Raw genomic sequence first — 23,580 nt, 5'->3', positions numbered from 1 at the left:
CCTGCGCATCCCGGATCACCTTGGCCATACGACCGGATGCGACGGCCTTCCGATCCGCCCCCTCTACCTGTAAGCTAACCCCCGGTGTCATCGGCAGCGGGGAGGCTGTCGCGTGCTTGAGTATAGTCACGACCCTCGCCTTGTTCTGGCCGCCTTCGCCATCGCCCTGATGGCGGGGTTCACGGGCCTTTCTCTGACACGCGGGGCAAATGCCTTGCCTGTTGGGCAACGAAAGGCCGTCATCTCCATGGCGGCAGTAGCCCTTGGCGGCGGCATCTGGTCAATGCATTTCGTCGCCATGTTAGGTCTGCGCCTGCCAATCCTTTACACCTACGACGCGCTGGTGACCCTTCTCTCTGCCCTCGTGGCGATCCTTTTGACCGGTCTTGCGTTGCTGATACTGCATTTCCGCCCGCGGACCAGTCGCAACTTGGGATTGGCCGGTGCCATCATCGGCGGTGGCATCGCCTTGATGCATTATATTGGCATGTCAGGCATGGAACTCTGCAGCCCGGTCTATACGGTTCCCGGCGTGGCAGGCGCCCTTGCCGCCTCTGTCGCGCTCTCCATCCTCGCCATCCGCATCGCCTATTCCGAACGCGGTCGGCGCAACATCCTTCTGGGCGCGGCGGGCTTCGGTGCCGCGGTGATCATGGCCCATTTCCTTGCCATGGCAGGCACGGGCTTTCTGCCTGATCCGCAATCCGATGCACTCGGCCCGGCGCTGGAAAACGGCACCCTTGCTATCATCGTGACACTGGCAGCCTTCGTCATATCGGCAGCCTTCCTTCTGAGCGGGATCACCTTCTTCCCCACGCCAGAAGAAACCCCTCAAGCCGCCACAATCCCCTCCGTTGAAACCGCAACGGCAGCGGTCGCGCGCCGCGTCGATCCGCCCCGCGCCGATCCGCCCCTAAAGGTCCCGCACGAACGTGAAGGGCGCACCTTCTTTCTCGATCCGGCCAGCATCTCGGTGATCCGGGCCGAAGGGCATTACACGTTGCTGCAACGCGGGATGGAAACGCTGTTCTGCCCTTGGTCCATATCCGAGGCGGAAGAGCGCCTCGCCTCGGCGGGCTTCCTCCGGGTGCATCGCAGTTATCTGCTCAACCCCGCCCGCGTCACCCGCTTTGAAAAGCTAAAAGATTCTGGCGAATGCAGCGTCGAAGGGGCGGACGGCCTGCGCATACCCGTCAGCCGCACCCGCCTCTCGACACTACGCGAGGTTTTGGGCCTCTGATCCGCAGCCTGCGCAGTTCGTGCAGGCATTTCGCAATTCGTGCAAATCGCTTCCTCCTTCGTTCGCACAGCCTCAACTTGCGCCGCGTCCGACATAGCTTCCGCCCAACTGTGATCGGCAATGTATCGACCACAGATGGGAGGAACACATGATACCACCGGCCTTTGAATATCATCGGCCGACCGACCTTGCGTCGGCGGTCGGTTTGTTGGCGCAACTCGGTGATGAGGCGCGCGTCATCGCAGGCGGGCACAGCCTGATCCCGATGATGAAATTGCGGATGGCGGAACCCGCGCATCTTGTTGATTTGCAAGCCGTAGCGGAACTCAAAGAAATCAGCGTCGCCGCGGATCACGTTCATATCGGTGCCATGGTCACCCAATCCGACCTGATCACCCACGATGGTCTTGCCCGCGCCATCCCGCTTCTGCGCGAAGCGGCCCTTCAGATCGCCGATCCGCAGGTTCGGTATGTTGGCACTGTCGGCGGAAATGTTGCCAATGGTGATCCGGGCAATGACATGCCAGGGCTGATGCAGTGCCTCAATGCGACCTTTACCCTGACCGGCCCGGCCGGCAGCCGCGATGTGGCCGCCCGCGACTTCTATCACGGGCTGTACAGCACCGACCGTGCCGATGACGAAATCCTTACCCGCATCACGATCCGCGTGGCGGCAGGCGGCTATGCCTACGAAAAACAAAAGCGCAAGATCGGCGACTACGCCACCGCCGCCGCTGCCGTTCTGCTGACGCGCCAAGGCGGCACCGTCGCCACCGCCTCCATCGCCATGACCAACCTGTCCGACATGCCGGTTTGGTCGCAGGCTGCTGCTGACGCGCTTGTGGGCACAGATTGCGGCACAGATGCCGTTACTACCGCTGTGGCTGCGATGCTCGCCGATATTGACCCGCAGGCCGACAATCGCGGCCCCATTGAATTCAAGCGTCACGTCGCGGGCGTCATCCTCGCCCGTGCCATCGCCCGCGCCTGGTCGCGCGCCTGAAAGAGGGTATCATGACCAAGAAAATTCACGTCACGCTCACCGTCAACGGCGAGGCACAGGAATTCCTCGCCGAACCGCGCGAACTGCTCATCCACACATTGCGCGAAAGACTGGGGATAACCGGCCCCCATATCGGCTGCGAAACCAGCCACTGCGGCGCCTGCACCGTCGACATGAACGGCCGCTCCGTGAAGGCCTGCACCGTCTTTGTGGCACAGGCCGACGGCGCAGATATCACCACCATTGAAGGCCTCGGCGGCCCAGACGGGCTGCACGTCCTACAGCGCATGTTCCGCGAACATCATGGCCTGCAATGCGGCTATTGCACACCGGGCATGATCACGCGCGCGCACCGTTTGCTGCAGGAAAACCCCGCGCCCACCGAGGAAGAGGTCCGCTTCGGGATGGCCGGAAACCTTTGCCGCTGCACGGGCTATCAGAACATCGTCAAGGCGATCTTGGCCGCTGCGGCCGAAATGAACGCGAAGGAGGCTGCGGAATGAACGACCTCACCCCGACACGCGAGGAACGCATCGCCAATCTCAAAGGCCTCGGCTCCAGCCGCAAGCGCGTGGAAGACGCGCGCTTCACCCAAGGCAAAGGCAACTATGTCGACGACATCAAGATGCCGGGAATGCTGTTTGGAGATTTCGTCCGCTCTCCTTACGCCCATGCGCGCGTAAAATCGATCAATGCGGATGCCGCCAAGGCCATACCGGGCGTAGTCGCCGTCCTTACAGCTGCCGACCTCGCCCCCTTGAACCTGCACTGGATGCCGACGCTCGCGGGCGACAAGCAGATGGTGCTGGCCGATGGCAAGGTCCTGTTCCAGGGGCAGGAAGTGGCCTTCGTCGTTGCCACCGACCGCTATATCGCCGCCGACGCCGTGGAAAAGGTGGAGGTGGAGTATGAGGAACTCCCGGTCATAACCGACCCGTTCAAGGCACTGGAACCCGATGCCGCCGTGCTGCGCGAAGACCTGAACGGCATCATGTCCGGCGCGCATGGCCCCCGCCGCCACCACAACCACATCTTCCTGTGGGAAACCGGTGACAAAGAGGCAACCGAACAAGCGCTGGATGCCGCTGAAGTGGTAGCCGAAGAGATGGTATACTACCACCGCACCCATCCCTGCCCGCTGGAAACCTGCGGCACCGTGGCCAGCATGGACAAGGTTAATGGGAAGCTCACGGTCTGGGGCACTTTCCAGGCGCCCCATGTGGTGCGCACCGTGGCCTCTCTGCTGTCGGGAATCGAGGAACACAATATCCGCGTCGTCTCGCCCGATATCGGCGGCGGTTTCGGCAACAAGGTAGGTGTCTATCCCGGCTATGTCTGTGCCATCGTCGCCTCCATCGTTACGGGCAAGCCTGTGAAATGGGTCGAAGATCGGATGGACAACCTGATGGCCACCGCCTTCGCCCGCGACTACTGGATGAAGGGCCGCATCAGCGCCACAAAGGACGGCAAGATCACCGCGCTGCACTGCCACGTCACCGCCGATCACGGCGCCTTTGACGCCTGCGCAGACCCGACGAAATTTCCGGCAGGCTTCTTCCACATCTGTACAGGGTCCTATGACATCCCCGTGGCTTATGTCGGGGTGGACGGCGTATATACGAACAAGGCCCCCGGTGGCGTCGCCTATCGGTGCTCCTTCCGGGTGACCGAGGCCGCCTATTTCATCGAACGGATGATTGAGGTTCTGGCCATCGAGCTGAACATGGATGCTGCCGAACTGCGCCGCATCAACTTCATCCGCAAAGACCAGTTCCCCTATCAGTCAGCACTTGGCTGGGAGTATGACTCGGGCGATTACCACACCGCGTGGGACAAAGCGCTGGAGGCGGTGAACTACAAGGGCCTGCGCGAAGAACAGGCCCAGCGGATCGAGGACTTCAAGGCCGGAAAGACGCGCAAGCTTTTGGGCATCGGCCTGACCCACTTCACCGAAATCGTGGGCGCAGGTCCCGTGAAGAACTGTGACATCCTTGGGATGGGCATGTTCGATAGCTGCGAAATCCGCATCCATCCGACAGGGTCGGCCATTGCGCGGCTTGGCACCATCAGCCAGGGACAGGGCCACGCCACCACCTTCGCCCAGATCATCGCCTCGGAAATCGGCCTCAGCGCCGATAGCATAACGGTCGAGGAAGGCGATACCGACACCGCCCCCTACGGCCTTGGCACCTACGGCTCCCGCTCGACTCCTGTCGCGGGCGCGGCAACGGCACTCTGCGGCCGCAAGATCCGCGCCAAGGCGCAGATGATCGCGGCGTGGCTTTTGGAGGTGCACGAAGGCGATCTGGAATGGGACGTCGACCGCTTCCAAGTCAAGGGCGCGCCGGAACGGTTCAAGACGATGAAGGACATCGCCTATGCCGCCTACAATCAGGCCATCCCCGGCCTAGAACCGGGGCTAGAGGCGGTCAGCTACTACGACCCGCCCAACATGACCTATCCCTTCGGCGCCTATATCGCGGTGATGGAGATTGACGTGGACACTGGCGAACATGAGGTCCGCCAATTCTACGCGCTGGATGATTGCGGCACCCGCATCAACCCGATGGTCATCGAAGGTCAGGTCCATGGCGGCGCGACCGAAGGCTATGCCATCGCCATGGGGCAAGAGATCGCCTATGACGAAATCGGCAACGTCAAGACCGGGACCTTGATGGATTTCTTCCTGCCCACGGCATGGGAGACGCCGCATTACACCACCGACCACACCGAAACCCCGTCACCCCACCATCCCATCGGGGCCAAAGGCGTAGGCGAAAGCCCGAATGTTGGATCGGTTCCGGCCTTCTCGAACGCGGTCCACGATGCTTTCCGCGCCTTTGGCCTGCGGCAATCTCATATGCCGCATGATCATTGGCGCATCTGGAAGATCGCCCGCAATCTTGGCCTGCACGGGTAATGTGACCGTAGGGCGGGGTTAACCCCGCCCTACCCCAACGGGACCCTATCATGACCGCCGACAACGTCCAATCCGGCCTCGCCGCCGAAGGTTATGTCGCCTCACCCGATCTCGCGATGGCGCTGCACCTTGCCCTCTCACTTGGCCGCCCCCTCTTGCTTGAAGGGGCCGCAGGCGTTGGCAAGACCGAGGTTGCCCGCGCCCTTTCCGCATGGCAGCGCTGCGACCTGATCCGCCTGCAATGCTATGAGGGCCTCGATGCCGCGCAGGCGATCTATGAATGGAACTATCCCCGCCAGCTTCTCGCCATCCGCGCCGGCGAAGGCGCAACAGATGAAGCGCGGCTTTTCTCCGAAACCTACCTCCTCGAGCGCCCACTTCTCCGTGCCATTCGTCAACCCGTTGCCCCGGTCCTCCTGATCGACGAGATCGACCGCGCGGATGAGGAGTTCGAGGCCTACCTTCTCGAAATCCTGTCCGATTTTGCCATTACCATCCCCGAATTGGGAACCATACGCGCCACCACGCGCCCCATGGTTATCCTTACCGCCAACGGAACACGCGACCTGTCCGACGCGCTGCGCCGTCGGTGCCTTTATGCACATGTCGATTACCCGGACGCGGCAACGGAACTCCGCATCCTCACCACGCGTCACCCGGCGCTGAACCAACATCTCGCCGCGCAGATCGTGGGCTTCGTCCAATCGCTGCGGAAGGAAGAATTGGAAAAGAAACCCGGCGTGGCCGAGATGTTGGATTTCGCAGCCGCCCTCGCAGGGCTCGGCGTGGCCGATCTTTCTTCCGACCCTGCCATCCTGCAAGCCGCCCTCGCCACACTTTTGAAAACCCAATCCGATCGGGCCACGATCACCACAGAGGTCGCCCAGCGCCTTGCAGGTAAAGCGGCATGAGGGGACAGGTCACCCGCTTTGCCGCGCGTGACGCGGGCCCCATGGCCCGCATTGCAGGCTTCATGTCCCATTTGCGCGCCAACGGCTTTCGCCTCGGCATCGCGGAAACCGAAACCGCCCTTGCGGCGCTTAATGCCACCGATTGTTCTGAACCCGCCACGCGCCGCGCCCTGAAATCCGTCTGCTGCGGCAGCGCCGAGGATTGGGCCCGTTTCGACGCCGTCTTCGACAGTTTCTGGCGAAACGGGGGCCGCGTCCGCACCAAAGCCATCCCCTCTAACAGCGCACCCACCAAGGCCACGCGTGAGGCCGAAGGAAGCGCCAACGGGGGGACAGGCCGAACCGACAGCCCCGACAACAAGAATGACGGCGAAGCCGACACTGGCGGCGAAGGCCGCCTCATTGCCACCCGCGTCGCCAACCTCCGCCGCCGTGACCTGCGCGAGGTCGTCTCGGCTGATGATATCCGCCTTGCCGAAACCGTGGCCCACCGGATCGGCGCGGCCCTGCGCGACCGCCGCTCGCGCCGTGCCAAGGCTGCCGCCAAGGGTGCGCGCATTGACCTGCGCCGCACCCTACGCGCCAGCCTCTCCACCGGAGGCGAACCCTTCCGCCTCAAGAAACGCCGCCGACCCGAGCGCCCGGTGCGCATCGCGGCATTGCTCGATGTTTCAGGCTCTATGCAGCCCTACGCGCGCCCCTTCCTTGCCTTCCTTGCAGGCCTCATGCGCGCCGATCCCGGCGCAGACGCCTATCTCTTCCACACCCGCCTTGTCCGCGTGACCGAGGCCTTACGCGACGATGATCCGTTTCGCGCCCTCAACCGCATCACCCTTCTCGCCGATGGCTTCGGCGGCGGCAGCCGCATCGGCGCGGCACTTCAGCATTTCGCCATCACCCATGCACGCGCCCATGTCGATGGCCGGACCGTGGTAATGATCCTGTCTGACGGCTATGACAGCGTCCCTGGATCCGAGATCGGCACCGCCCTCGCCCGCCTGTCCAAACGTGGCTGCCGCATCCTCTGGCTCAACCCGCTCAAGGGCTGGCGCGACTACGCGCCCGTCGCCTCTGGCATGGCCGCCGCCCTCCCGTATCTCGACCTTTTCGCCCCGGCCGCGACGCTTGACGACCTCGCCGCTTTGGAAACGGAGCTCGTACACCTATGACCGCCCACCGCTTTGCTGACCGCTTCGACAGCACCCTAAGCCGCCTCCGCGCCTCTGGCCGCCCATTCGCCATCGCCACCGTCGTCCGCACGCTGGATGCCACCAGCGCCAAACCGGGGGCAAAGGCACTCATCCTGCCAGACGGCACCATCACAGAGGGCTGGATAGGCGGCGGCTGTGCGCGGGGCGCAGTGGGCCGTGCCGGAGTAGCCGCCATTACCACAGGCCAGCCGCAATTCATCTCGCTCCGCCCCGAAGACCTGCTTGCCGCTGAAGGCGTCACCTCCGGCGAAGAACGCGACGGCGTCCGCTTTGCCCGAAACGGCTGCCCTTCACGCGGGTCCATGGATATCTTCGTGGAGCCCGTCCTGCCCCGCCCACGTCTTGTCGTCTTCGGCACTGGACCCGTGGCACTTGCTTTGACAGACCTCGCCGCCCGCTTCGATCTGCACCGCACCCTTGCCGCCCCCGGCATGGCCGACTTGCCCGAAGACGCTGCCGACAGCTTGCAAGACAGCTTCGCCCTCGACACCAATGCCGAAGGCCAGCGCTTTATCGTCATCGCGACTCAAGGCAAGGGGGATGAGGCCGCCCTCCGCGCCGCCCTTGCTGCCGGGGCCGATTACATCGCTTTCGTCGGATCGCAACGCAAATTCGCCACCCTCGCCGCACGCCTGACAGACAGCGGCATCCCCCCAGAGGCGCTTGAAAAGGTCCGTGCCCCGGCAGGCTTGAACATCCACGCCATCACGCCAGAAGAGATCGCCCTCTCCATCCTCGCCGAACTCACCTTCATCCGACGCAGTGTTGACCGGAAGGAAAAGACGGATGTCTGACACATCTGCCACGGCCACAAAACCCGGCCTCCTTGCCCGCCTTTTTCCAAAGCCGACGGCAGAACAAGTGGCCATCCTCGCCACAATCAAGCTGCCCTGCTGCTGACTCGACTTAGGTTCGGAACTCGCAACTTTGGCAGGCGTTCCAGGTGCCACTTGCGGACATAGCCGCGCAAATCCTGCATAACCCCGCGCGACTGCCTGCCTTGATCGACGCTCCTGCTTGATCTCGACCGCTGTGATCCGCGCCAGGTGCTACGCTGCCAGAAGAACCCCTTGCCTATCCGGCACAAGCTGCGCACCGCCAAGCAAACGGACTGACAACCTCAACCGAAAGACGTTCGAAACCTGCAATCTAGGATTGCAAGGCCGCGAGAAACCAACCTCACGATGTTCGAAACGGGAAGCCCGGCCTAATCCGCAATCTGGACCGCCGCCCCAGCCCCGGCCAGCGCCGTTCCAATATCGGCAGATGGCGCGCGATCTGTCACCACAAGGTCGATCTGCCCAAAGCCCGCCACCCGGATCACCCCGCGCCGCCCGAACTTCGTCGCATCGGTCGCTACAACCCGCCGCCCCCCGCAACCCAGCACGGCGCGGGCAAACTCCGCTTCTTGCAGATCGTAATCCACCACGCCCCCAGCATCCACAGCCCCGGCCGAGATCACCGCATGCTCCACCGAAAAACGTGCAATGAAATCGAGCGCTGGTGCCCCCAGCGCCGCTCCGCTATCGCCGCGCAACTCCCCCCCGGCCATAAACACCCGGTTGCCATTCACCGTGGCCAGCGTCCGCGCGATATCGGACGAATTCGTCACCACCGTCAGCCGCCTATGACCCAGCAGCGCCCGCGCGATGAAACTCGTCGTCGTACCGGTATCCAGCATCACCGACGCGCCATCCGCGATCCCCGCCGCCACCGCCCGCGCGATGGCCCGCTTGGCCGCCGCATTTTCGCGCATCCGCCGATCAAAGGGGGCCTCACCCGTCTGCCCTGCCAGACCCACTGCACCATGGGCGCGAACCACCGCCCCCGCATCCACCAATGCCCGGATGTCCCGCCGCACCGTTTCCGCCGATACGCCCAAGGCACGCGCCAGATCGGCAATCGCCACCATCCCGCGGCCATCAAGGCATTGCATCAAATCCGATTGCCGCCGCGACACCATTGCCCGATCCTGCCCGCTTCATGTGGAAATCCTGACCGTTTCCACAGCATGCAGCGGCAATTCGGTCAAGGAAATTCCAACACTCCACGGAATCGGATTGACAGCATCCCGTACCCGCCAGCTAACCTTTCCTCGGCAGACCTCGCGCAACACACCGCGCGCAAAAAGAACCCGATATCGTCCTTCCGATACACCGACAGGGAGTTTCCGATGCCCCGTTCCATCCGTTCCAATATCCGTTCCGTGGGCCTTTCCGCCCTCATCGCCTGCACCACCGCCCTGGCCGCCATGGCGCAGGAATCCTCCGATCCCATCAAGCTCACCCTCCACGACTGGACGGGTCAGCTCATCACCACCCAACTCATGGGCGAGGTATTAAAGAAGGCTGGTTACAGCGTCGAATATGTCCAGGCCGACTACCTTGCCCAATTCCCCGGCCTTGAATCCGGCGACCTGCATGTTGCCATGGAAATCTGGGAAACTACGGGGCGCGAGGCGATGGATGCCGCCGTCGCAACGGGGAATGTCGAAAATTTCGGCCCCACGGGCATGCAGGCGAAAGAAGAATGGTGGTATCCCACCTATATGAAAGAACTCTGCCCCGGCCTGCCCAATTGGGAGGCGCTGAAAGACCCCGCCTGCGCCGAGGCCTTCTCAACACCCGAAACCGCGCCCAATGGCCGCTATCTCGGCGGCCCCGTCACTTGGGGCGGTTTTGATGAGGAACGGGTCGAAGCTTTGGATCTACCCTTCGAGGTGATCCATGCCGGCACCGACGCCGCGCTCTTTGCCGAACTCGAAAGCGCCTATCAGCGCAAGGCCCCCATCGTGCTTTGGATTTACGCCCCGCACTGGGCACCCGCCAAATACGAAGGCGAATGGGTCGAATTCCCAACCTACTCTGCCGAGTGCTACAACGACCCCGCCGTAGGCGTGAACCCAGACCTCGCCTACGACTGCGGCAAGCCATTCGGAGACATTTGGAAGGTGGGTTGGGCAGGGCTCAAGGACAAATGGCCCGGTGCCCACAAGGCGATCACTGCCTTCACCATCGACAATGCCGAAATGGGCGCCATGATCACCGAGGTGGACCTGAACGGCAAAACGATCGACGCCGTCGTCGCCGACTGGATGGCCGCAAACGAAGCACGGTGGAGCGGCTGGATCGCCCAGTAACCCGCCCTTCGTTTCGCATTCCAAGGGGCGGCCCCGCGCCGCCCCACGATCCCACAATAAAGTCAAACATGACCGACGCGCGCGATAAACTCGTCTGCCGCAATGTCTGGAAAGTCTTCGGCGCAAAGGCCGAGGCGGCGCTGGCCAGCATGGGCCGCGACCCCGCCCCCGAACGGCTGATCGCCGCAGGCCTCGTGCCCGCCGTCCGCGCCGTGGACCTGACGGTGAAGGAAGGCGAGATTTTCGTCATCATGGGCCTGTCCGGCTCGGGCAAATCCACGCTTGTCCGCTGCCTCTCGCGCCTCGTCGAACCCACGGCGGGCGAAATCCTCTTCAACGGCCAGAACCTTCTGACCGCGACTGAGGCCGAGATGACCCTGATCCGCCGCCACAAAATGGGCATGGTGTTCCAGCATTTCGCCCTTCTGCCCCATCTGACCGTCCTGGAAAACGTGGCCTTCCCTTTGGAAGTCCAAGGCCTGCCACGCCCCGCCCGCGATGCCCGCGCGCGAGAAATGATCGCCCTTGTCGGCCTTGCGGGCCGCGAAGACAGCTACCCCCGCCAGCTTTCGGGGGGCCAGCAACAGCGCGTCGGGATCGCCCGCTCCCTCGCCGTGGAACCCGAACTCTGGTTCCTCGACGAACCCTTCTCCGCGCTCGATCCCCTGATCCGGCGCGAATTGCAGGACGAATTCATCCGCCTGCAATCGCGACTGCAGAAGACCATCGTGTTCATCACACATGATTTCGACGAGGCGATCCGCCTCGCCGACCGCATCGCCATCATGAAGGATGGCTGCATCGAACAGATAGGCACGCCAGAAACCCTTGTCCTGCATCCCGCCACCGATTACGTGCGCGAATTCACCCGTGCCGTCCCAAAGGCCAAAGCCGTCCGCGTGGCATCCCTGATGACTGATGCGCCGCCCCCGGCCAATGCAGCCACCATCACCGACCGCGCCACAGTGGCCGAGGCGGGCACCGCCTTTCTCGAAGGCGCCACCGCCCTTTCTGTCACCGATGCCGACGGTCGCCCCATCGGCACGCTGCACCGCGATGACGTGATCCGCCTGATCCTTGGGGGCACGGCGTGACCGCCCTTCCCGCCCCCATAATGGCCCAGCCCCGACTGATCTGGGGCGTGGCCCTCGCGCTTGCCGCCATCCTCTGGCTCTGGGGCCAGACGCTGGCCCCCTTTGCCTTCGAATACCCCAAAGCCTGGCAAATCCCCGCCGCGCGCTGGATTGGCGGCTTCATCACTTGGCTGGTAAAAGAGGCTGCCATCGGCCCGCTCGCCTTTTCAGATGTCACCCGCTTCCTTGCCGAACTGATCGACGCGCCCTACCGCCTTGTCTTGTCGCTTCTCTCGACGGGCCTTCTTTCGGGCGAAGGGTCCAGCGCCATTCAACTCTGGCCGCCTCTCCCTTGGGTCGCGGTGATCGGCCTCTTTGCACTTTTTGGCTTATACGCCGGCGGCCCGCCGCTTGCCCTGACGGTCACGTTCTGCATGGGCTTTGTCGCCGTCTTCGGCCAATGGCAAAGCGCTATGGTCACGCTCGCTTCCATCATCGTGGCCGTGCCAATCGGGGTGATCGGCGGCCTCCTTCTGGGCATCGCGGCATGGCGGATGCCATGGCTCGACCGAGCGCTGAAGCCGTTGCTCGATCTTATGCAGACCATGCCGGTCTTCGCCTATCTCGTCCCCATCCTCATTCTTTTCGGCTTTGGCCCGACCGCCGCCATCGTGGCCACCCTGATCTACGCCATGCCGCCGATGACCCGCATCACCACGCTGGCCCTGCAGCGCATTCCATCCGAAATTCATGACCTTGGCCGTATGGTCGGCTGCACGCCGCGCCAGATGACATGGCGGGTGCTGGTCCCCTCTGCCCGCGAACCGCTGATGGTGGGGGTGAACCAAGTCATCATGCTCTCGCTCAACATGGTCATCATCGCCTCGATGATCGGGGCGGGCGGCCTTGGCTTTGATGTGCTAAACGCGCTCCGCCGCCTCGACTTCGGCGCGGGATTGGAAGCAGGCCTTGCCATCGTCGCCCTCGCTGTCGCCCTTGACCGTCTCTCGCAGGCGCTGGCCCGCCGCAGCTGGGCCGCGGCCCCCCACGGCACCCTCGCCCAACGCCACCCCTATCTGATTGCCGCCCTTGCTCTCATAGCCGTCACTTGGACGCTCGGCCTCATTTTGCCCGCGATCCAGACCTATCCCGATGCCGCCCGCCTGACGACCAGCCCCTTCTGGGCCGCCGCCGTGGAATGGATCAACCTAACCTTCTTCGACACGCTGGAGGCGATAAAGACCGCCATCCTCACCCTCATCCTCATCCCAGTAAAGCGGTTCCTCCTCTCGCTCCCATGGCTTGCCGTGGTCGCCCTTCTCGGCCTTGCAGGCTGGCGTCTGGGCGGCTGGAAACTTGCCGCCCTTACCACCTCCCTCTCGTTCCTCATCGCCGCAACAGGGCAATGGGAAAAGGCCATGATCACGGTCTATCTCTGCGGCCTCTCCACCCTTTTTGCCCTGATGATCGGCCTGCCGATCGCCATCGCTGTTGCCAACCGCGACCAGGCATGGACGATCACCCGCGCGATCCTGGATACGCTGCAAACCCTTCCTTCCTTCGTCTATCTCATGCCCGTGGTAATGCTCTTCCGCGTGGGCGACTTCGCCGCCATGATCGCCGTCGTCGCTTATGCCGTTGTGGCCGCCATCCGCTACACTGTCCTCGGCCTGCAGGGCGTGGACCCAAGGCTGATCGAAGCAGGCCGCGCCATGGGTTGCACCGATTGGCAGATCCTGAGCCGCATCCGCCTGCGCCTTGCCCTGCCGGAAATCCTTTTGGGCGTGAACCAAACCATTATGTTCGCCCTCTCCATGCTGGTCATCACGGCCCTCGTGGGCACTCGCGACCTTGGGCAGGATGTCTATATCGCACTCACCAAGGCCAATCCCGGGAATGGCCTTGTCGCTGGCCTCGCCGTCGCCTTCATAGCCATCATCGCCGACCGCCTGATCCATGCCACCGCCGAACGGCAGAAAGCCAAGCTCGGCCTCGGAGGCCCCGCATGATCCCCGAAAAACTCCGCGCCCTGCCCTTCAAGGGGCAGATAACCGCCGAACCCCTACTAGGGGGCCTCTCCAACGAAAGCTGGAAGGTCAAAGACGACACCGGCACCCATGTTGTCCGCTACGGCCGCGACTACCCCTTCCACCACGTCGACCGCGCGCGTGAAGTGATGACCGCCCGCGCCGCCCATGCCGCAGGCTTCGGCCCCCGCGTTGAACATGCCGAACCGGGCGTGACGGTGGTCGAATACCTGAATGCCCAAACTTGGGGGCCCGATGACCTCCGTGCCAACCCTGACCGGATCGCCACGCTCTTGCGCCGCTTCCATGCCGAAATGCCTGCCCATATCGCCGGGGCGGCCTTCCTCTTCTGGCCCTTCCATGTGATCCGCGACTATGCCCGCACCCTCCGCGCGGGCGAAAGCCCCTTTACGCCGGATCTTCCCGCGCTTCTTTCCCTTTGCTCAGAGCTCGAACAGGCCCAGATCCCCCTGCCGATCATCTTCGGCCACCATGACCTTCTGCCCGCAAATTTCCTTGACGATGGCCACCGCCTCTGGCTGATCGACTACGAATATGCAGGCTTCGGCACTGCGCTCTTCGACCTCGCCGGGGCTGCCTCTAATGCGGGGATGGAGGCAGCAGAAACCAACCGCCTCCTCACCACCTATTTCGGCGAAAGCCCCTCGCCCGCGCTCCTCCACGCCTTCGACGCCATGCAATGCGCAAGCCTCCTGCGTGAGGCGATGTGGGCCATGGTATCCGACCTCCACCTCGCCGCACCGGGGGCCGATTACAAGGCCTATGCCCGCGAGAACCTTGAGAAACTCGACGCAGCCCTCGCCCAATACCACTCCCGCCACGGAAACCCGAAATGACCCTCCCCACCCATGCCCAGATCGTCGTCATCGGCGGCGGCATCATCGGCTGTTCTACCGCCTATCACCTCGCCCGCGACCACAAGGCCGATGTGGTGCTGCTGGAACAGGGGCAGATCACCTCCGGTTCCACATGGCATGCAGCGGGTCTGGTGGGGCAGTTGCGGGCCTCGGCCTCGATCACCCGCGTTCTCAAATACTCGGTGGAACTTTACAAAGGCCTCGCTGCCGAGACGGGTCTTGATACCGGCTGGAAGATGACGGGCTGCCTGCGGCTTGCCACCAATGCCGACCGCTGGACCGAATACCGCCGCCTCGCCACCACTGCCCGCAGCTTCGGGATGGAGATGCACCTCCTCTCGCCTGACGAGGTGAAACGCATGTGGCCCCTGATGGATACCTCCGATCTTGTGGGGGCAAGCTGGCTGCCCACCGACGGGCAAGCCAGCCCTTCCGACATCACCCAATCCCTTGCGAAGGGTGCGCGGATGCATGGCGCGAAACTGCATGAAGGTGTCACCGTCACGGGCTTTGCGATGGACGGCCGCCGCATCACCGCCGTCCACACGACCCAAGGCACGATCACCTGCGAGAAGGTGGTCAACTGCGGCGGTATGTGGGCGCGCGAGATCGGGGCAATGGTAGGGATCAACGTGCCCCTGCAACCCGTCAAACACCAGTATATCATCACCGAGAAGATCGACGGTCTCTCCCCCGACGCCCCCACCCTGCGCGACCCCGACCGCCGCACCTACTTCAAGGAAGAGGTGGGCGGTCTGGTGATGGGCGGCTATGAACCCAACCCCCAGGGCTGGGTCACGGGCGACATCCCCAAGAATTGGGAATTCCGTCTGTTTGACGATGATTACGACCATTTCGCCCAGCATCTGGAACAGGCCATCGCCCGCGTGCCCGCTCTTGAACAGACCGGCGTCAAGCAGATGATCAACGGCGCGGAAAGTTTCACCCCCGACGGCAATTTCATCCTCGGCCCCGCCCCAGAATGCGCCAATATGTATGTCGGCGCTGGCTTCAACGCTTTTGGCATCGCCTCTGGTGGTGGCGCGGGCTGGGTCCTTGCCGAATGGGTCATGCGGGATGAGGCCCCGCTCGACCTCTGGGTCGTCGATATTCGACGTTTCTCTGGACTGCACCGCGACCGCGGGTGGGTCTTTGACCGCACGATGGAGGCTTATGGAAAACACTACACCATCGGCTTCCCGCATGAGGAATATGAAAGCGGCCGCCCCCGCATCACCTCGCCCCTCTACCGACGCCTCAAGGATCACCGCGCCGTCTTCGGATCAAAACTCGGCTGGGAACGCCCCAATTGGTTCGCGCCCGAAGGCATGGAGGCGCGCGATCACTATTCCATGGGTCGTCAGAACTGGTTCGCTCCGGTGGGGCAGGAACACACCCATGTCCGCGAAAAGGTGGGTATCTTCGACCAATCCTCCTTCGCCAAATACGAACTTTCCGGCCCTAAGGCCGCCGAGGCGCTGGAATGGATCTGCGCCAACCGCGTCGCCCGCGATGTGGGCCGCCTGACCTATACCCAGCTTCTCAACACCCGCGGCGGGATCGAGGCCGACCTCACCGTCGCCCGCCTCTCGGACGACCACTTCTACATCGTCACCGGCACAGGCTTCCGCACCCATGACCTTGCCTGGATCGCCGATCACCTGCCCGGCACCGGCTGCACCGTGACGGATGTGACCGAAGACTGGGGAACCCTCTCCCTCATGGGCCCCATGGCGCGCGAGGTGCTGGCCAAGGTGACAGATGCCGATGTGTCCAACGCAGCCTTCCCCTTCGGCCATGCCCGCGAAATCGCCATCGCCGGCGCAAAAGTCCGCGCCCTGCGCGTGACCTATGTCGGTGAACTCGGCTGGGAACTGCACATCCCCCTCGCGCATACCGGAGCCGTCTTCGACGCGCTGATGGCGGCAGGCGGGGCCAATGTCCGCCCCGTCGGCTATCGCGCGCTGGAATCCCTCCGCCTCGAAAAAGGCTACCGTGCGTGGTCCTCCGACATCACTCCCAACGACACCCCCTTCGAGGCGGGCCTTGGCTGGGCGGTCAAGATGAAGTCGAACACCCCCTTCCTCGGCCGCGCGGCGCTCGAGGTGGCCCAGACCCGCCCCCTTACCAAACGCTTCGCTGGCTTCACGCTGGACGCCCCCAACGCCGTCCTCGTGGGCCGGGAAACCATCCTCCGCAACGACCAACCCGTGGGTTACCTCACCTCCGGCGGCTATGGCTACACGGTCTGCAAAAGCATCGGTTACGGCTATATCCGCAACGCGGACGGGGTGACGGATGACTGGCTCACGACCGGCCGCTACGACCTTGTCGTCGCAGGCGACACACTGCCTGCACAACTGGCGCTCGGCCCGCTGGTTGATCCAGAGGGGCGGCGTGTGAAGGGGTGACAGCCCAGCAAACCAATCGCTCCGCGCGAGGTCTTTATAAAAACATTCCCCCAGATATCAGGGTCCATCCGAAAGCGTCCGTAGAAAGCGAGAGAAAAGCTCGCCCTGCGAATTGATCCGCAGCTTGGCATAGATGTTGCGCCGATGAATCCTGACGGTTCCGGGCGAAATCCCAAGGATCTGCCCAGTTGATTCAGCGGAATGTCCTTTCAGCGTGAAGGCAGCGACCTCACGTTCACGGGCGGTCAGGACGCCTGCACCAAAGCTGCCAAGATCATCCACGATATCCCGCTGGGGCCTCGGCATCCCCGAAACCTCTCCACCCTTACCGAACTGATGGCAAAGGGTCTTCCATTGCCGACGGACGACCGACGCTACAAAAGGAAAGACAGCCTCCAACGCCTTGAACTCCCGCTGCGAAAAGGGGCGTTCCGTTCGCATCAAGGACAAGACAAGCGTCGATTGCTCCGGCAGATCGACGAAATAGGCGATCTCTTCGGCAAGGCCCGTCTGGGCATAATAGCTGCGATAATACTCGCCCTGATAAAACCGATCCGGTGCCAGATCGCGCAGGCGGTACAGGCCCGGCTCCACGCCCCGCAATGAGGCCAGATAAAAGGGATCAAGAAGATAGGGGCCCGCCTGATAGTCGGTGACAAAGATCTTCCGCTTTGCCATTGGAAAATCGTCGTGCAGGTCAATCGGCCGCGCAGTCCCGCGATAGCCAAAGATCACGGTATAGCTGTAGGGCACAGTCTGGCGCAGAAAGGCGGTCAAGACCGAAGGAAGGTCCGACGTCTCCAGCACCCCCACCACCGCGCCCGCCAAAGGTGCCCAGGCCGACGGCTTCATCAACGCCCCGCTTCGCCCAAAACTACCTCATTTGTTATATATACTGCCAATCGGAGTTCTCCTACGCTTTGCCATGTTTCATAGGATAGACCCGACCTCATGCAAAGCCTATCTGCCAGCGCCGATCCGGCCGAACGCCCCCTGATCGCCCAGTTCCGCGCGGCGACAAAGCGTTACGGGGACGTACTTGCCGCAGATGCCTTGGATTTCGGCATCGGATCGGGCGAGTTTCTGTCCTTTCTCGGGCCGTCGGGCTGCGGCAAAACCACCGCCCTTCGCATGCTGGCGGGGTTTGAGACGCCAACGTCAGGCGACATCTATCTCGATGGCGAAAGGGTCACGGAGGTGCCCGCTTATCTTCGCCCCGTGAACATGGTGTTTCAGCACTATGCGCTTTTTCCGCACCTCACCGTGGCCGACAATATCGGCTATGGCCTGATGCAGCGACGCCCCCGCCCTGCCCGCGCCGAGGTGGCGCGCAAAGTGGACCGCGCGCTGGAAATGGTGCGCCTTTCCGGCTTTGGCCCCCGCCGGATCTGGGAAATGTCGGGCGGTCAGCAACAGCGCGTCGCCCTCGCCCGTGCCATCGTGAACGAACCCAAAATCCTTCTTCTGGACGAACCGCTTGCCGCCCTTGACCGCAAGCTTCGCCGCGAAATGCAGATCGAACTTCAGACCCTGCAACGCCAACTAGGCATCACCTTCGTGCTGGTGACCCATGATCAGGAAGAAGCGCTGTCGATGTCGGACCGCATCTGCATCATGCGCGCCGGGCGCATCGTGCAATCGGGATCACCGAACGCCCTATACGATCACCCGATCAACCGATATGTGGCTGATTTCGTGGGGAAATCGAACTTCCTCAACGGCAGGCTCGCCTCTCTTTCCGGAAAAAATGGCCAAGTCGAAACCGCGTCGGGCCAGCGCTTTACCGGGCGGATGCACACAGAGCTGGCGCAAGGTACGCCCGTCTCGCTCAGCATCCGGCCCGAACAGATCGGCCTTGCTCACATGGCCCAAGACGGGGCTCTGCCGGTGACCGTCATCAACCGCATCTTCCTTGGGGAACATACCGAATACCTCGTCCGTCATGCCGTCTTGGGTGATCTTCTGGTGTTGGTGGCAAGGCAGGCCGAGGCAAACGAAGGCAGCTTTGCCCCCGGCGATGCGGCCCATGTCCACTGGGCGCCACAGGCCGCCCTCATCCTACCCGAAGACTAAAAAGAACCATCCAACAGGGAGACTTCAGCAATGTCCGACAAGATCGACCACATCTCGCGCCAGAAGTTCATGGAGGAATTGCGGCGCTACCAGAAAGGCTCGGTCACACGCCGACACTTCCTCGGCGTTACCGGCCTTGGCACAGCCACGGCGGTCCTTGGCGCCGCCATGCCCGGCCTTCTTCCGCGCCCGGCCTTCGCTCAAGGCATCGGCGACCGGGTGGTTCTGGCCACATGGCCCAACTACCACGACGCCGCGAATTTCGATACCTTCTCCAGCGAGACAGGCGCCGCCGTGCAGGTCAACGTCTTTGGCAGCAACGAGGAAATGCTTGCCAAATTGCAGGCAGGCGGGTCGGGCTGGGACGTCTTCGTTCCGACCAATTACACCATTACCACTTATGTCGAACAGGATCTGATTGAACCGCTCGATCTGTCCCTTCTTCCGAATTACGACGCCGCCAGCTTCGACCAGCGCTTTGCCGGTCCGGGCACAGTCGATGGCAAACTCTACGCCGTGCCAAAGAACTGGGGCACCACCGGCTTTGCCGTCAACACGACGCATTCCGGCGACGCGACCCCTGCCACTTGGAAGGAATTCTTCGATCTGACCCAGACCAGTTTCTCGGGTCGCACCATGGTGCATGACTACCAGCTCACTACCATCGGCGCGGCCCTCAAGGCCTTTGGCTATTCCTTCAACTCAATCGATCCGGCCGAACTCGCCAAGGCCGAAGAACTTCTGCTGGCCACCAAACCGCATCTTTTCGCAATCAACTCGGACTACCAGCCCTCGATGCGCTCCGGCGATGCATGGATGACGATCTGCTGGACGGGAGATGGCAAGCAGTTGAACCGCGACATGCCGGAAATCGTCTACGTCCTTGGCAAGGAAGGCGGCGAGCTGTGGTCGGACTTCTACGCCGTCCCGAAAGGCGCCCCGCATCGCGAGGCGGCCTATGCCCTGATCAACTATCTTCTCGCGCCCGAGGTGAACGCCAAAGAGGCGCTCTTCCACGGCTATCCGGTTCCTGACAGCCGCGTCGCCGCACTTCTGCCGCCCGAGGTTCTGAACGACCCGATCCTCTATCCTGCGGCGGACCTTCTCAACGCGCTGGAATTCGGCGCAGCGGCCACCCTGACCGATCCCAACCGGGCCGAGCTCATGGCACGGTTCAAATCGGCCTAAGATGATGCAGCGGCGGCTTTCCACATGGCTTCTCCTTGCCCCGGCGGGGCTATGGTTTGCCGTCATGCTGGTGCTGCCGCTGTGTTTCATCCTTGTCGCCAGTTTCGGCGAACGCGAGGCGGCGGGCGGCTTCGTCCCCGCCTTCACCTTCGAACAATACCTGAACCTGCCCGCGCGCAGCACGGCCTTCTTCAACACGCTGATCCTTGCCCCGCTTGGCACCGCGCTGGCGCTTCTCATCGCCTACCCCTTGGCGTATTTTCTGGCCCTCCGAGTGAGTGCCAGATGGCGGACGCTCCTACTGATCCTCGTCATCGTGCCCTTCTGGACCTCGATCCTCATCCGCAGCTATGCGTGGATCTTTCTCTTGGGTGGGCAAGGCCTGCCCGCGCTGATCGAATGGTTGGGCTTCGGTTCGATCCGGTTGATCAACACGCCCTTCGCTGTGCTGACAGGCATCGTCTACGGCTATCTGCCGCTGATGGTGTTGCCGCTCTATGTCAGCCTCGAACGTCTGGACACGCGCCTTCTGGAGGCTTCCGCCGATCTGGGTGCCCCACCCTTGCGCAGTTTCCTGCAAATCACGCTGCCCCTGTCGCTGCCCGGCGTGGCAACTGGCTGCATGCTGGTCTTCATCCTCTTGATGGGTGAATTCCTGATCCCTGCCATGCTGGGGGGTGGCAAGGTGTTCTTCATCGGCAATGCGCTGGTCGATCTGTTCCTGCAATCCCGCAATTGGGCTTTCGGATCGGCAGTCGCGGTCAGTCTCGTCGTCATCATGTTGGTCACCGTCTCCTTCTACATGTGGCTGATGCGCCGCATGGGTGGCCAGCGCGACGATGTGGCTTTGATGTAGGGGGCCCAGATGCGCACCTACGCCGCCGCTGTTTTCGCCTTCCTCTACCTGCCCATCGCGGTCATCGCGATCTTCAGCTTCAACGCCGGGCGGCATGCCAGCCAATTCACCGGCTTTTCACTGCAATGGTACGGCAAGGCCCTCTCCAACCCCTTCGTGATGGAGGCGCTCTGGACCAGCTTCATCGTCGCCCTCACCTCGGCCACGATCGCCTCGGTCTTCGGCACCATGGCGGCCCTTGCGTTGCAGGGCATGAAGGGACGGGTCCGGGCCGTGGCCGACGCGCTGATCTATGTCGCGGTGATGGTGCCCGGCATCGTCATCGGCATCGCATCGCTGATCGCGCTTGTGACGCTCTTTGGCTGGATAAACCCGCTTCTGGCCACATTGGCCCCCGAAGGCGAGGCACCCCAGCTTGCGATGGGCTACGGCTCCCTGATCGCCGCGCATGCGCTCTTTTCCATGGCGCTCGTCATCATCATCCTGCGCGCCCGCCTTGCCGGAATGGACCGCAGCCTGATGGAGGCCTCGGCGGACCTCTACGCCCCACCGCTGGCCACCTTCCGGCAGGTCACCCTGCCCCTCATCTTCCCCGGCATCCTTGCCGGGTTCCTCCTCAGCTTCACCTTCAGCTTTGACGATTTCATCATCGCCTTCTTCGTTGCCGGGTCCGAAACCACGCTGCCGATCTATGTCTTTTCCTCGATCCGTCGCGGCGTGACCCCCGAAATCAATGCCATCGGCACGATGGTTCTGGCCGTGTCGCTGCTTTTGTTGATCGCAGCGCAATTCATCCTCAGGCGCGGCCCCAAGAACGGAGGACGGTAATGCTGCTCACAGGTCGCGTCGCGTTTCTGACAGGGGCTGGGTCCGGTATTGGTCGGGCGGGTGCGCTCGCGCTCGCCCGCGAAGGCGCGCATGTCGTCGTCACCGATCTCGACGGCCACCGGGCGCAAACCGTCGCTCAGGAAATCACCGCTGCCGGGGGACAGGCCGAAGCCATGGCCCTTGATGCGGGCGACGACAGCGCCGTTCAGGCCGCGATTGACGGCGTGGCGGCGCGCGGTCGGCTCGACATCCTGCATTCGCATGCGGGCATTCAGATACCGGGTCGCCTGACCGAGGTCAGCCCCGACGGCATGGATACCTCATGGCGGCTGAACGTGCGCGCCCATTTCATCGCGGCACGCGCGGCGATGCCCCATATGCAGCAAAGACGCCAAGGCTCGATCATCATCACCGCCTCGAATTCCGGCGTGCAATATGACCGCGGCATGATCGCCTATTGCACGACGAAACACGCCGTCATCGCCATGACCCGCCAGATCGCCGCCGATTACGCCGCCGACAACATCCGCTGCAATGCCCTCTGCCCCGGCTTCGTCGACACCCCCTTCAACCACGGGTTCGAACAACAGATGGGCGGCCGCGCGGCGTTGGAGGCCTATGTCGCGCAATCGATCCCGATGGGACGCTGGGCCTCGGTGGATGAGATCGGGGCCAGCATCGTCTACCTCGCATCCGACCAATCCGCCTTCATGACGGGCCATGCCCTCGTGATTGATGGCGGGGAATGCCTCTAGCGGTCCATACCATTTCCAAGACCGATTGCGGCGAAACGGGAACGCCAAGTTTTGTCAGGTGGACTACCTCATGATTCTCAGCCCGTAGCAATTCTGCCCTGTTCAAAAGCAGCAGCAGGCATGATTTACGTCCGCTCAAGTTTCAAGACAGAGGCCGACGCAGCACTCTCTCCTCAATCCAGCTTCACTGTCCAGCCGGACAACGCATCACCACCGCCTTCGGTCATTCGCAAATAGCCACCGATCAAATACACATCACTGCACCGTTCCGACCCTTCAACGTCGCGGCAGTAAGTGTCGCCCTTCATCTTCCAGGCGCTGGCGTCACTCCAAGATCCATCGGCTGCAGCACTTTCGGTCTTGCCATTCGACTTGATAATCCAAGTCCAACTTTTGCCGACTTCTGTCATCTGCTTACCAACCACACGCGCCTTGAAATCAGCGGCTGACAGGCGCGTTGCACCAAGTTGAACCAGTTCCTCGCCGGTCTTGGCCTTTGTGACTTGCTTCACGGTCACGCCATCCGCAAAGGCAGATGCCACTCCCAGAAACGTGATTGCCGAGATTGCAGCGATGGTTCGCACAGGTCGCATGGTGAACTCCAATCCTTCTTGATCTGTCAGTTTTCAGTCTTGCAGAACCCAAAGGTATTTTCGTGCCGATCCATCAGCATTGAACATCCTGAGTGATCGTTCATCGACGCGTTCCACACTCCAACAGGCCTGACCATCTCCCCAGTTTTCACACCATTTGTCACCCTCGACATACCACTCTGCGTCATATTTACTTCCTTCATGCACGCCCTTAATTTTCCCCCGTTTTGAACCTTTGCCATAGGCTTGTGCCCAGCGGCTCCCGTCATTGGATCGCCCTTGGATTGTTTTTCCTGGGATAGTGCTAATCAGCTCGGCCTGGCTCATGAATTCCTGTGCGGTACTTGGCGCGGGAATGGAGAATTGGGCCGCAATTGCCACCACTACGATGGTGAGATGCGCCGGTTTTTTCCAAGCAGTTATCGAAAGCGTCGTTGCGAACATGCTGAGTGCTCCAAGATTTGAATAGCTCTT

General features: G+C 62.5%; 21 protein-coding genes. 17 read left to right on the top strand and 4 right to left on the bottom strand.

Going from position 1 to position 23,580, the window contains the following annotated elements; genetic code table 11:
• Window positions 1-112 precede the first annotated feature (112 nt).
• From QF092_RS17245 to QF092_RS17215, 7 genes are all read left to right on the top strand, one after another.
• Window positions 113-1,240 carry an MHYT domain-containing protein gene (locus QF092_RS17245; RefSeq protein ID WP_281465864.1) on the top strand — a complete coding sequence of 376 codons (1,128 nt, stop codon included), beginning with the start codon at window positions 113-115 and terminating at the stop codon, window positions 1,238-1,240.
• A gap of 148 nt (window positions 1,241-1,388) precedes the next feature.
• A complete protein-coding gene (locus QF092_RS17240) occupies window positions 1,389-2,243 on the top strand; it encodes an FAD binding domain-containing protein (protein ID WP_281465862.1) in 855 nt (284 codons plus the stop codon).
• Window positions 2,244-2,254: 11 nt separating this feature from the next.
• Window positions 2,255-2,746 (top strand): (2Fe-2S)-binding protein, encoded by a 492-nt coding sequence (locus tag QF092_RS17235; RefSeq protein WP_281465860.1) that lies wholly within the window; start codon window positions 2,255-2,257, stop codon window positions 2,744-2,746.
• Complete coding sequence (locus QF092_RS17230; protein ID WP_281465858.1) at window positions 2,743-5,163, top strand: aerobic carbon-monoxide dehydrogenase large subunit; 2,421 nt, start codon at window positions 2,743-2,745, stop codon at window positions 5,161-5,163. The genes QF092_RS17235 and QF092_RS17230 overlap by 4 nt, the downstream gene beginning before the upstream one ends.
• Window positions 5,164-5,213: 50 nt before the next feature.
• Window positions 5,214-6,074, top strand: a complete 861-nt coding sequence (locus QF092_RS17225) for an AAA family ATPase (RefSeq protein WP_281465856.1) — start codon at window positions 5,214-5,216, stop codon at window positions 6,072-6,074.
• Entirely contained in the window at window positions 6,071-7,243 is a 1,173-nt protein-coding gene (locus QF092_RS17220) for a vWA domain-containing protein (RefSeq protein ID WP_281465854.1), read from the top strand. The genes QF092_RS17225 and QF092_RS17220 overlap by 4 nt, the downstream gene beginning before the upstream one ends.
• Window positions 7,240-8,079 (top strand): XdhC family protein, encoded by an 840-nt coding sequence (locus QF092_RS17215; protein ID WP_281465852.1) that lies wholly within the window; start codon window positions 7,240-7,242, stop codon window positions 8,077-8,079. The genes QF092_RS17220 and QF092_RS17215 overlap by 4 nt, the downstream gene beginning before the upstream one ends.
• A gap of 413 nt (window positions 8,080-8,492) precedes the next feature.
• On the opposite strand, the gene QF092_RS17210 is transcribed toward QF092_RS17215, so the two are convergent.
• The gene (locus QF092_RS17210) at window positions 8,493-9,248 is read right to left on the bottom strand and encodes a DeoR/GlpR family DNA-binding transcription regulator (RefSeq protein ID WP_420026478.1); all 756 of its coding nucleotides are present in this window, start codon (window positions 9,246-9,248) and stop codon (window positions 8,493-8,495) included.
• Between the two features lie 210 nt (window positions 9,249-9,458).
• On the opposite strand from QF092_RS17210, the gene QF092_RS17205 reads away from it, so the two are divergent.
• The 5 genes from QF092_RS17205 to QF092_RS17185 all read left to right on the top strand — a co-directional run bounded on the left by QF092_RS17205 (window position 9,459) and on the right by QF092_RS17185 (window position 16,813).
• Entirely contained in the window at window positions 9,459-10,424 is a 966-nt protein-coding gene (locus QF092_RS17205) for an ABC transporter substrate-binding protein (RefSeq protein WP_281465848.1), read from the top strand.
• Between the two features lie 68 nt (window positions 10,425-10,492).
• A complete protein-coding gene (locus QF092_RS17200; protein WP_281465846.1) occupies window positions 10,493-11,518 on the top strand; it encodes a quaternary amine ABC transporter ATP-binding protein in 1,026 nt (341 codons plus the stop codon).
• Window positions 11,519-11,538: 20 nt separating this feature from the next.
• Window positions 11,539-13,506 (top strand): ABC transporter permease, encoded by a 1,968-nt coding sequence (locus QF092_RS17195; RefSeq protein ID WP_281465844.1) that lies wholly within the window; start codon window positions 11,539-11,541, stop codon window positions 13,504-13,506.
• Window positions 13,503-14,381, top strand: a complete 879-nt coding sequence (locus QF092_RS17190) for a phosphotransferase (RefSeq protein ID WP_281465843.1) — start codon at window positions 13,503-13,505, stop codon at window positions 14,379-14,381. Before QF092_RS17195 ends, QF092_RS17190 begins: the two co-directional genes overlap by 4 nt.
• Window positions 14,378-16,813: a GcvT family protein gene (locus QF092_RS17185; protein WP_281465841.1), complete on the top strand. Its 2,436-nt coding sequence runs from the start codon at window positions 14,378-14,380 to the stop codon at window positions 16,811-16,813. The genes QF092_RS17190 and QF092_RS17185 overlap by 4 nt, the downstream gene beginning before the upstream one ends.
• A gap of 57 nt (window positions 16,814-16,870) precedes the next feature.
• Here the strand turns inward: QF092_RS17185 and QF092_RS17180 are convergent, their stop codons facing one another.
• Window positions 16,871-17,665: a helix-turn-helix transcriptional regulator gene (locus QF092_RS17180; protein ID WP_281465839.1), complete on the bottom strand. Its 795-nt coding sequence runs from the start codon at window positions 17,663-17,665 to the stop codon at window positions 16,871-16,873.
• A gap of 99 nt (window positions 17,666-17,764) precedes the next feature.
• On the opposite strand from QF092_RS17180, the gene QF092_RS17175 reads away from it, so the two are divergent.
• The 5 genes from QF092_RS17175 to QF092_RS17155 are packed head-to-tail and all read left to right on the top strand — an operon-like array spanning window position 17,765 to window position 22,513.
• Entirely contained in the window at window positions 17,765-18,886 is a 1,122-nt protein-coding gene (locus tag QF092_RS17175; protein WP_281465837.1) for an ABC transporter ATP-binding protein, read from the top strand.
• Window positions 18,887-18,916: 30 nt separating this feature from the next.
• Window positions 18,917-20,074, top strand: coding sequence for an ABC transporter substrate-binding protein (locus QF092_RS17170; protein ID WP_281465835.1), 1,158 nt, complete (start codon window positions 18,917-18,919; stop codon window positions 20,072-20,074).
• 4 nt (window positions 20,075-20,078) lie between these two features.
• Window positions 20,079-20,930, top strand: coding sequence for an ABC transporter permease (locus QF092_RS17165; protein ID WP_281470079.1), 852 nt, complete (start codon window positions 20,079-20,081; stop codon window positions 20,928-20,930).
• A gap of 9 nt (window positions 20,931-20,939) precedes the next feature.
• Window positions 20,940-21,758, top strand: a complete 819-nt coding sequence (locus tag QF092_RS17160) for an ABC transporter permease (RefSeq protein ID WP_281465833.1) — start codon at window positions 20,940-20,942, stop codon at window positions 21,756-21,758.
• A complete protein-coding gene (locus QF092_RS17155; RefSeq protein ID WP_281465831.1) occupies window positions 21,758-22,513 on the top strand; it encodes an SDR family NAD(P)-dependent oxidoreductase in 756 nt (251 codons plus the stop codon). Before QF092_RS17160 ends, QF092_RS17155 begins: the two co-directional genes overlap by 1 nt.
• A 173-nt stretch (window positions 22,514-22,686) precedes the next feature.
• Here QF092_RS17155 and QF092_RS17150 read toward each other — a convergent pair whose 3' ends face one another.
• Window positions 22,687-23,118 (bottom strand): hypothetical protein, encoded by a 432-nt coding sequence (locus tag QF092_RS17150; protein ID WP_281465829.1) that lies wholly within the window; start codon window positions 23,116-23,118, stop codon window positions 22,687-22,689.
• Between the two features lie 21 nt (window positions 23,119-23,139).
• The gene (locus QF092_RS17145; RefSeq protein ID WP_281465827.1) at window positions 23,140-23,550 is read right to left on the bottom strand and encodes a hypothetical protein; all 411 of its coding nucleotides are present in this window, start codon (window positions 23,548-23,550) and stop codon (window positions 23,140-23,142) included.
• Window positions 23,551-23,580: the final 30 nt, after the last annotated feature.

Source organism: Fuscovulum ytuae, from assembly GCF_029953595.1.
GTDB classification, from domain to species: domain Bacteria; phylum Pseudomonadota; class Alphaproteobacteria; order Rhodobacterales; family Rhodobacteraceae; genus Paragemmobacter; species Paragemmobacter ytuae.
Note: the sequence above shows the minus strand (reverse complement) of the source record. Positions and strands in the feature narration are given on the sequence as shown.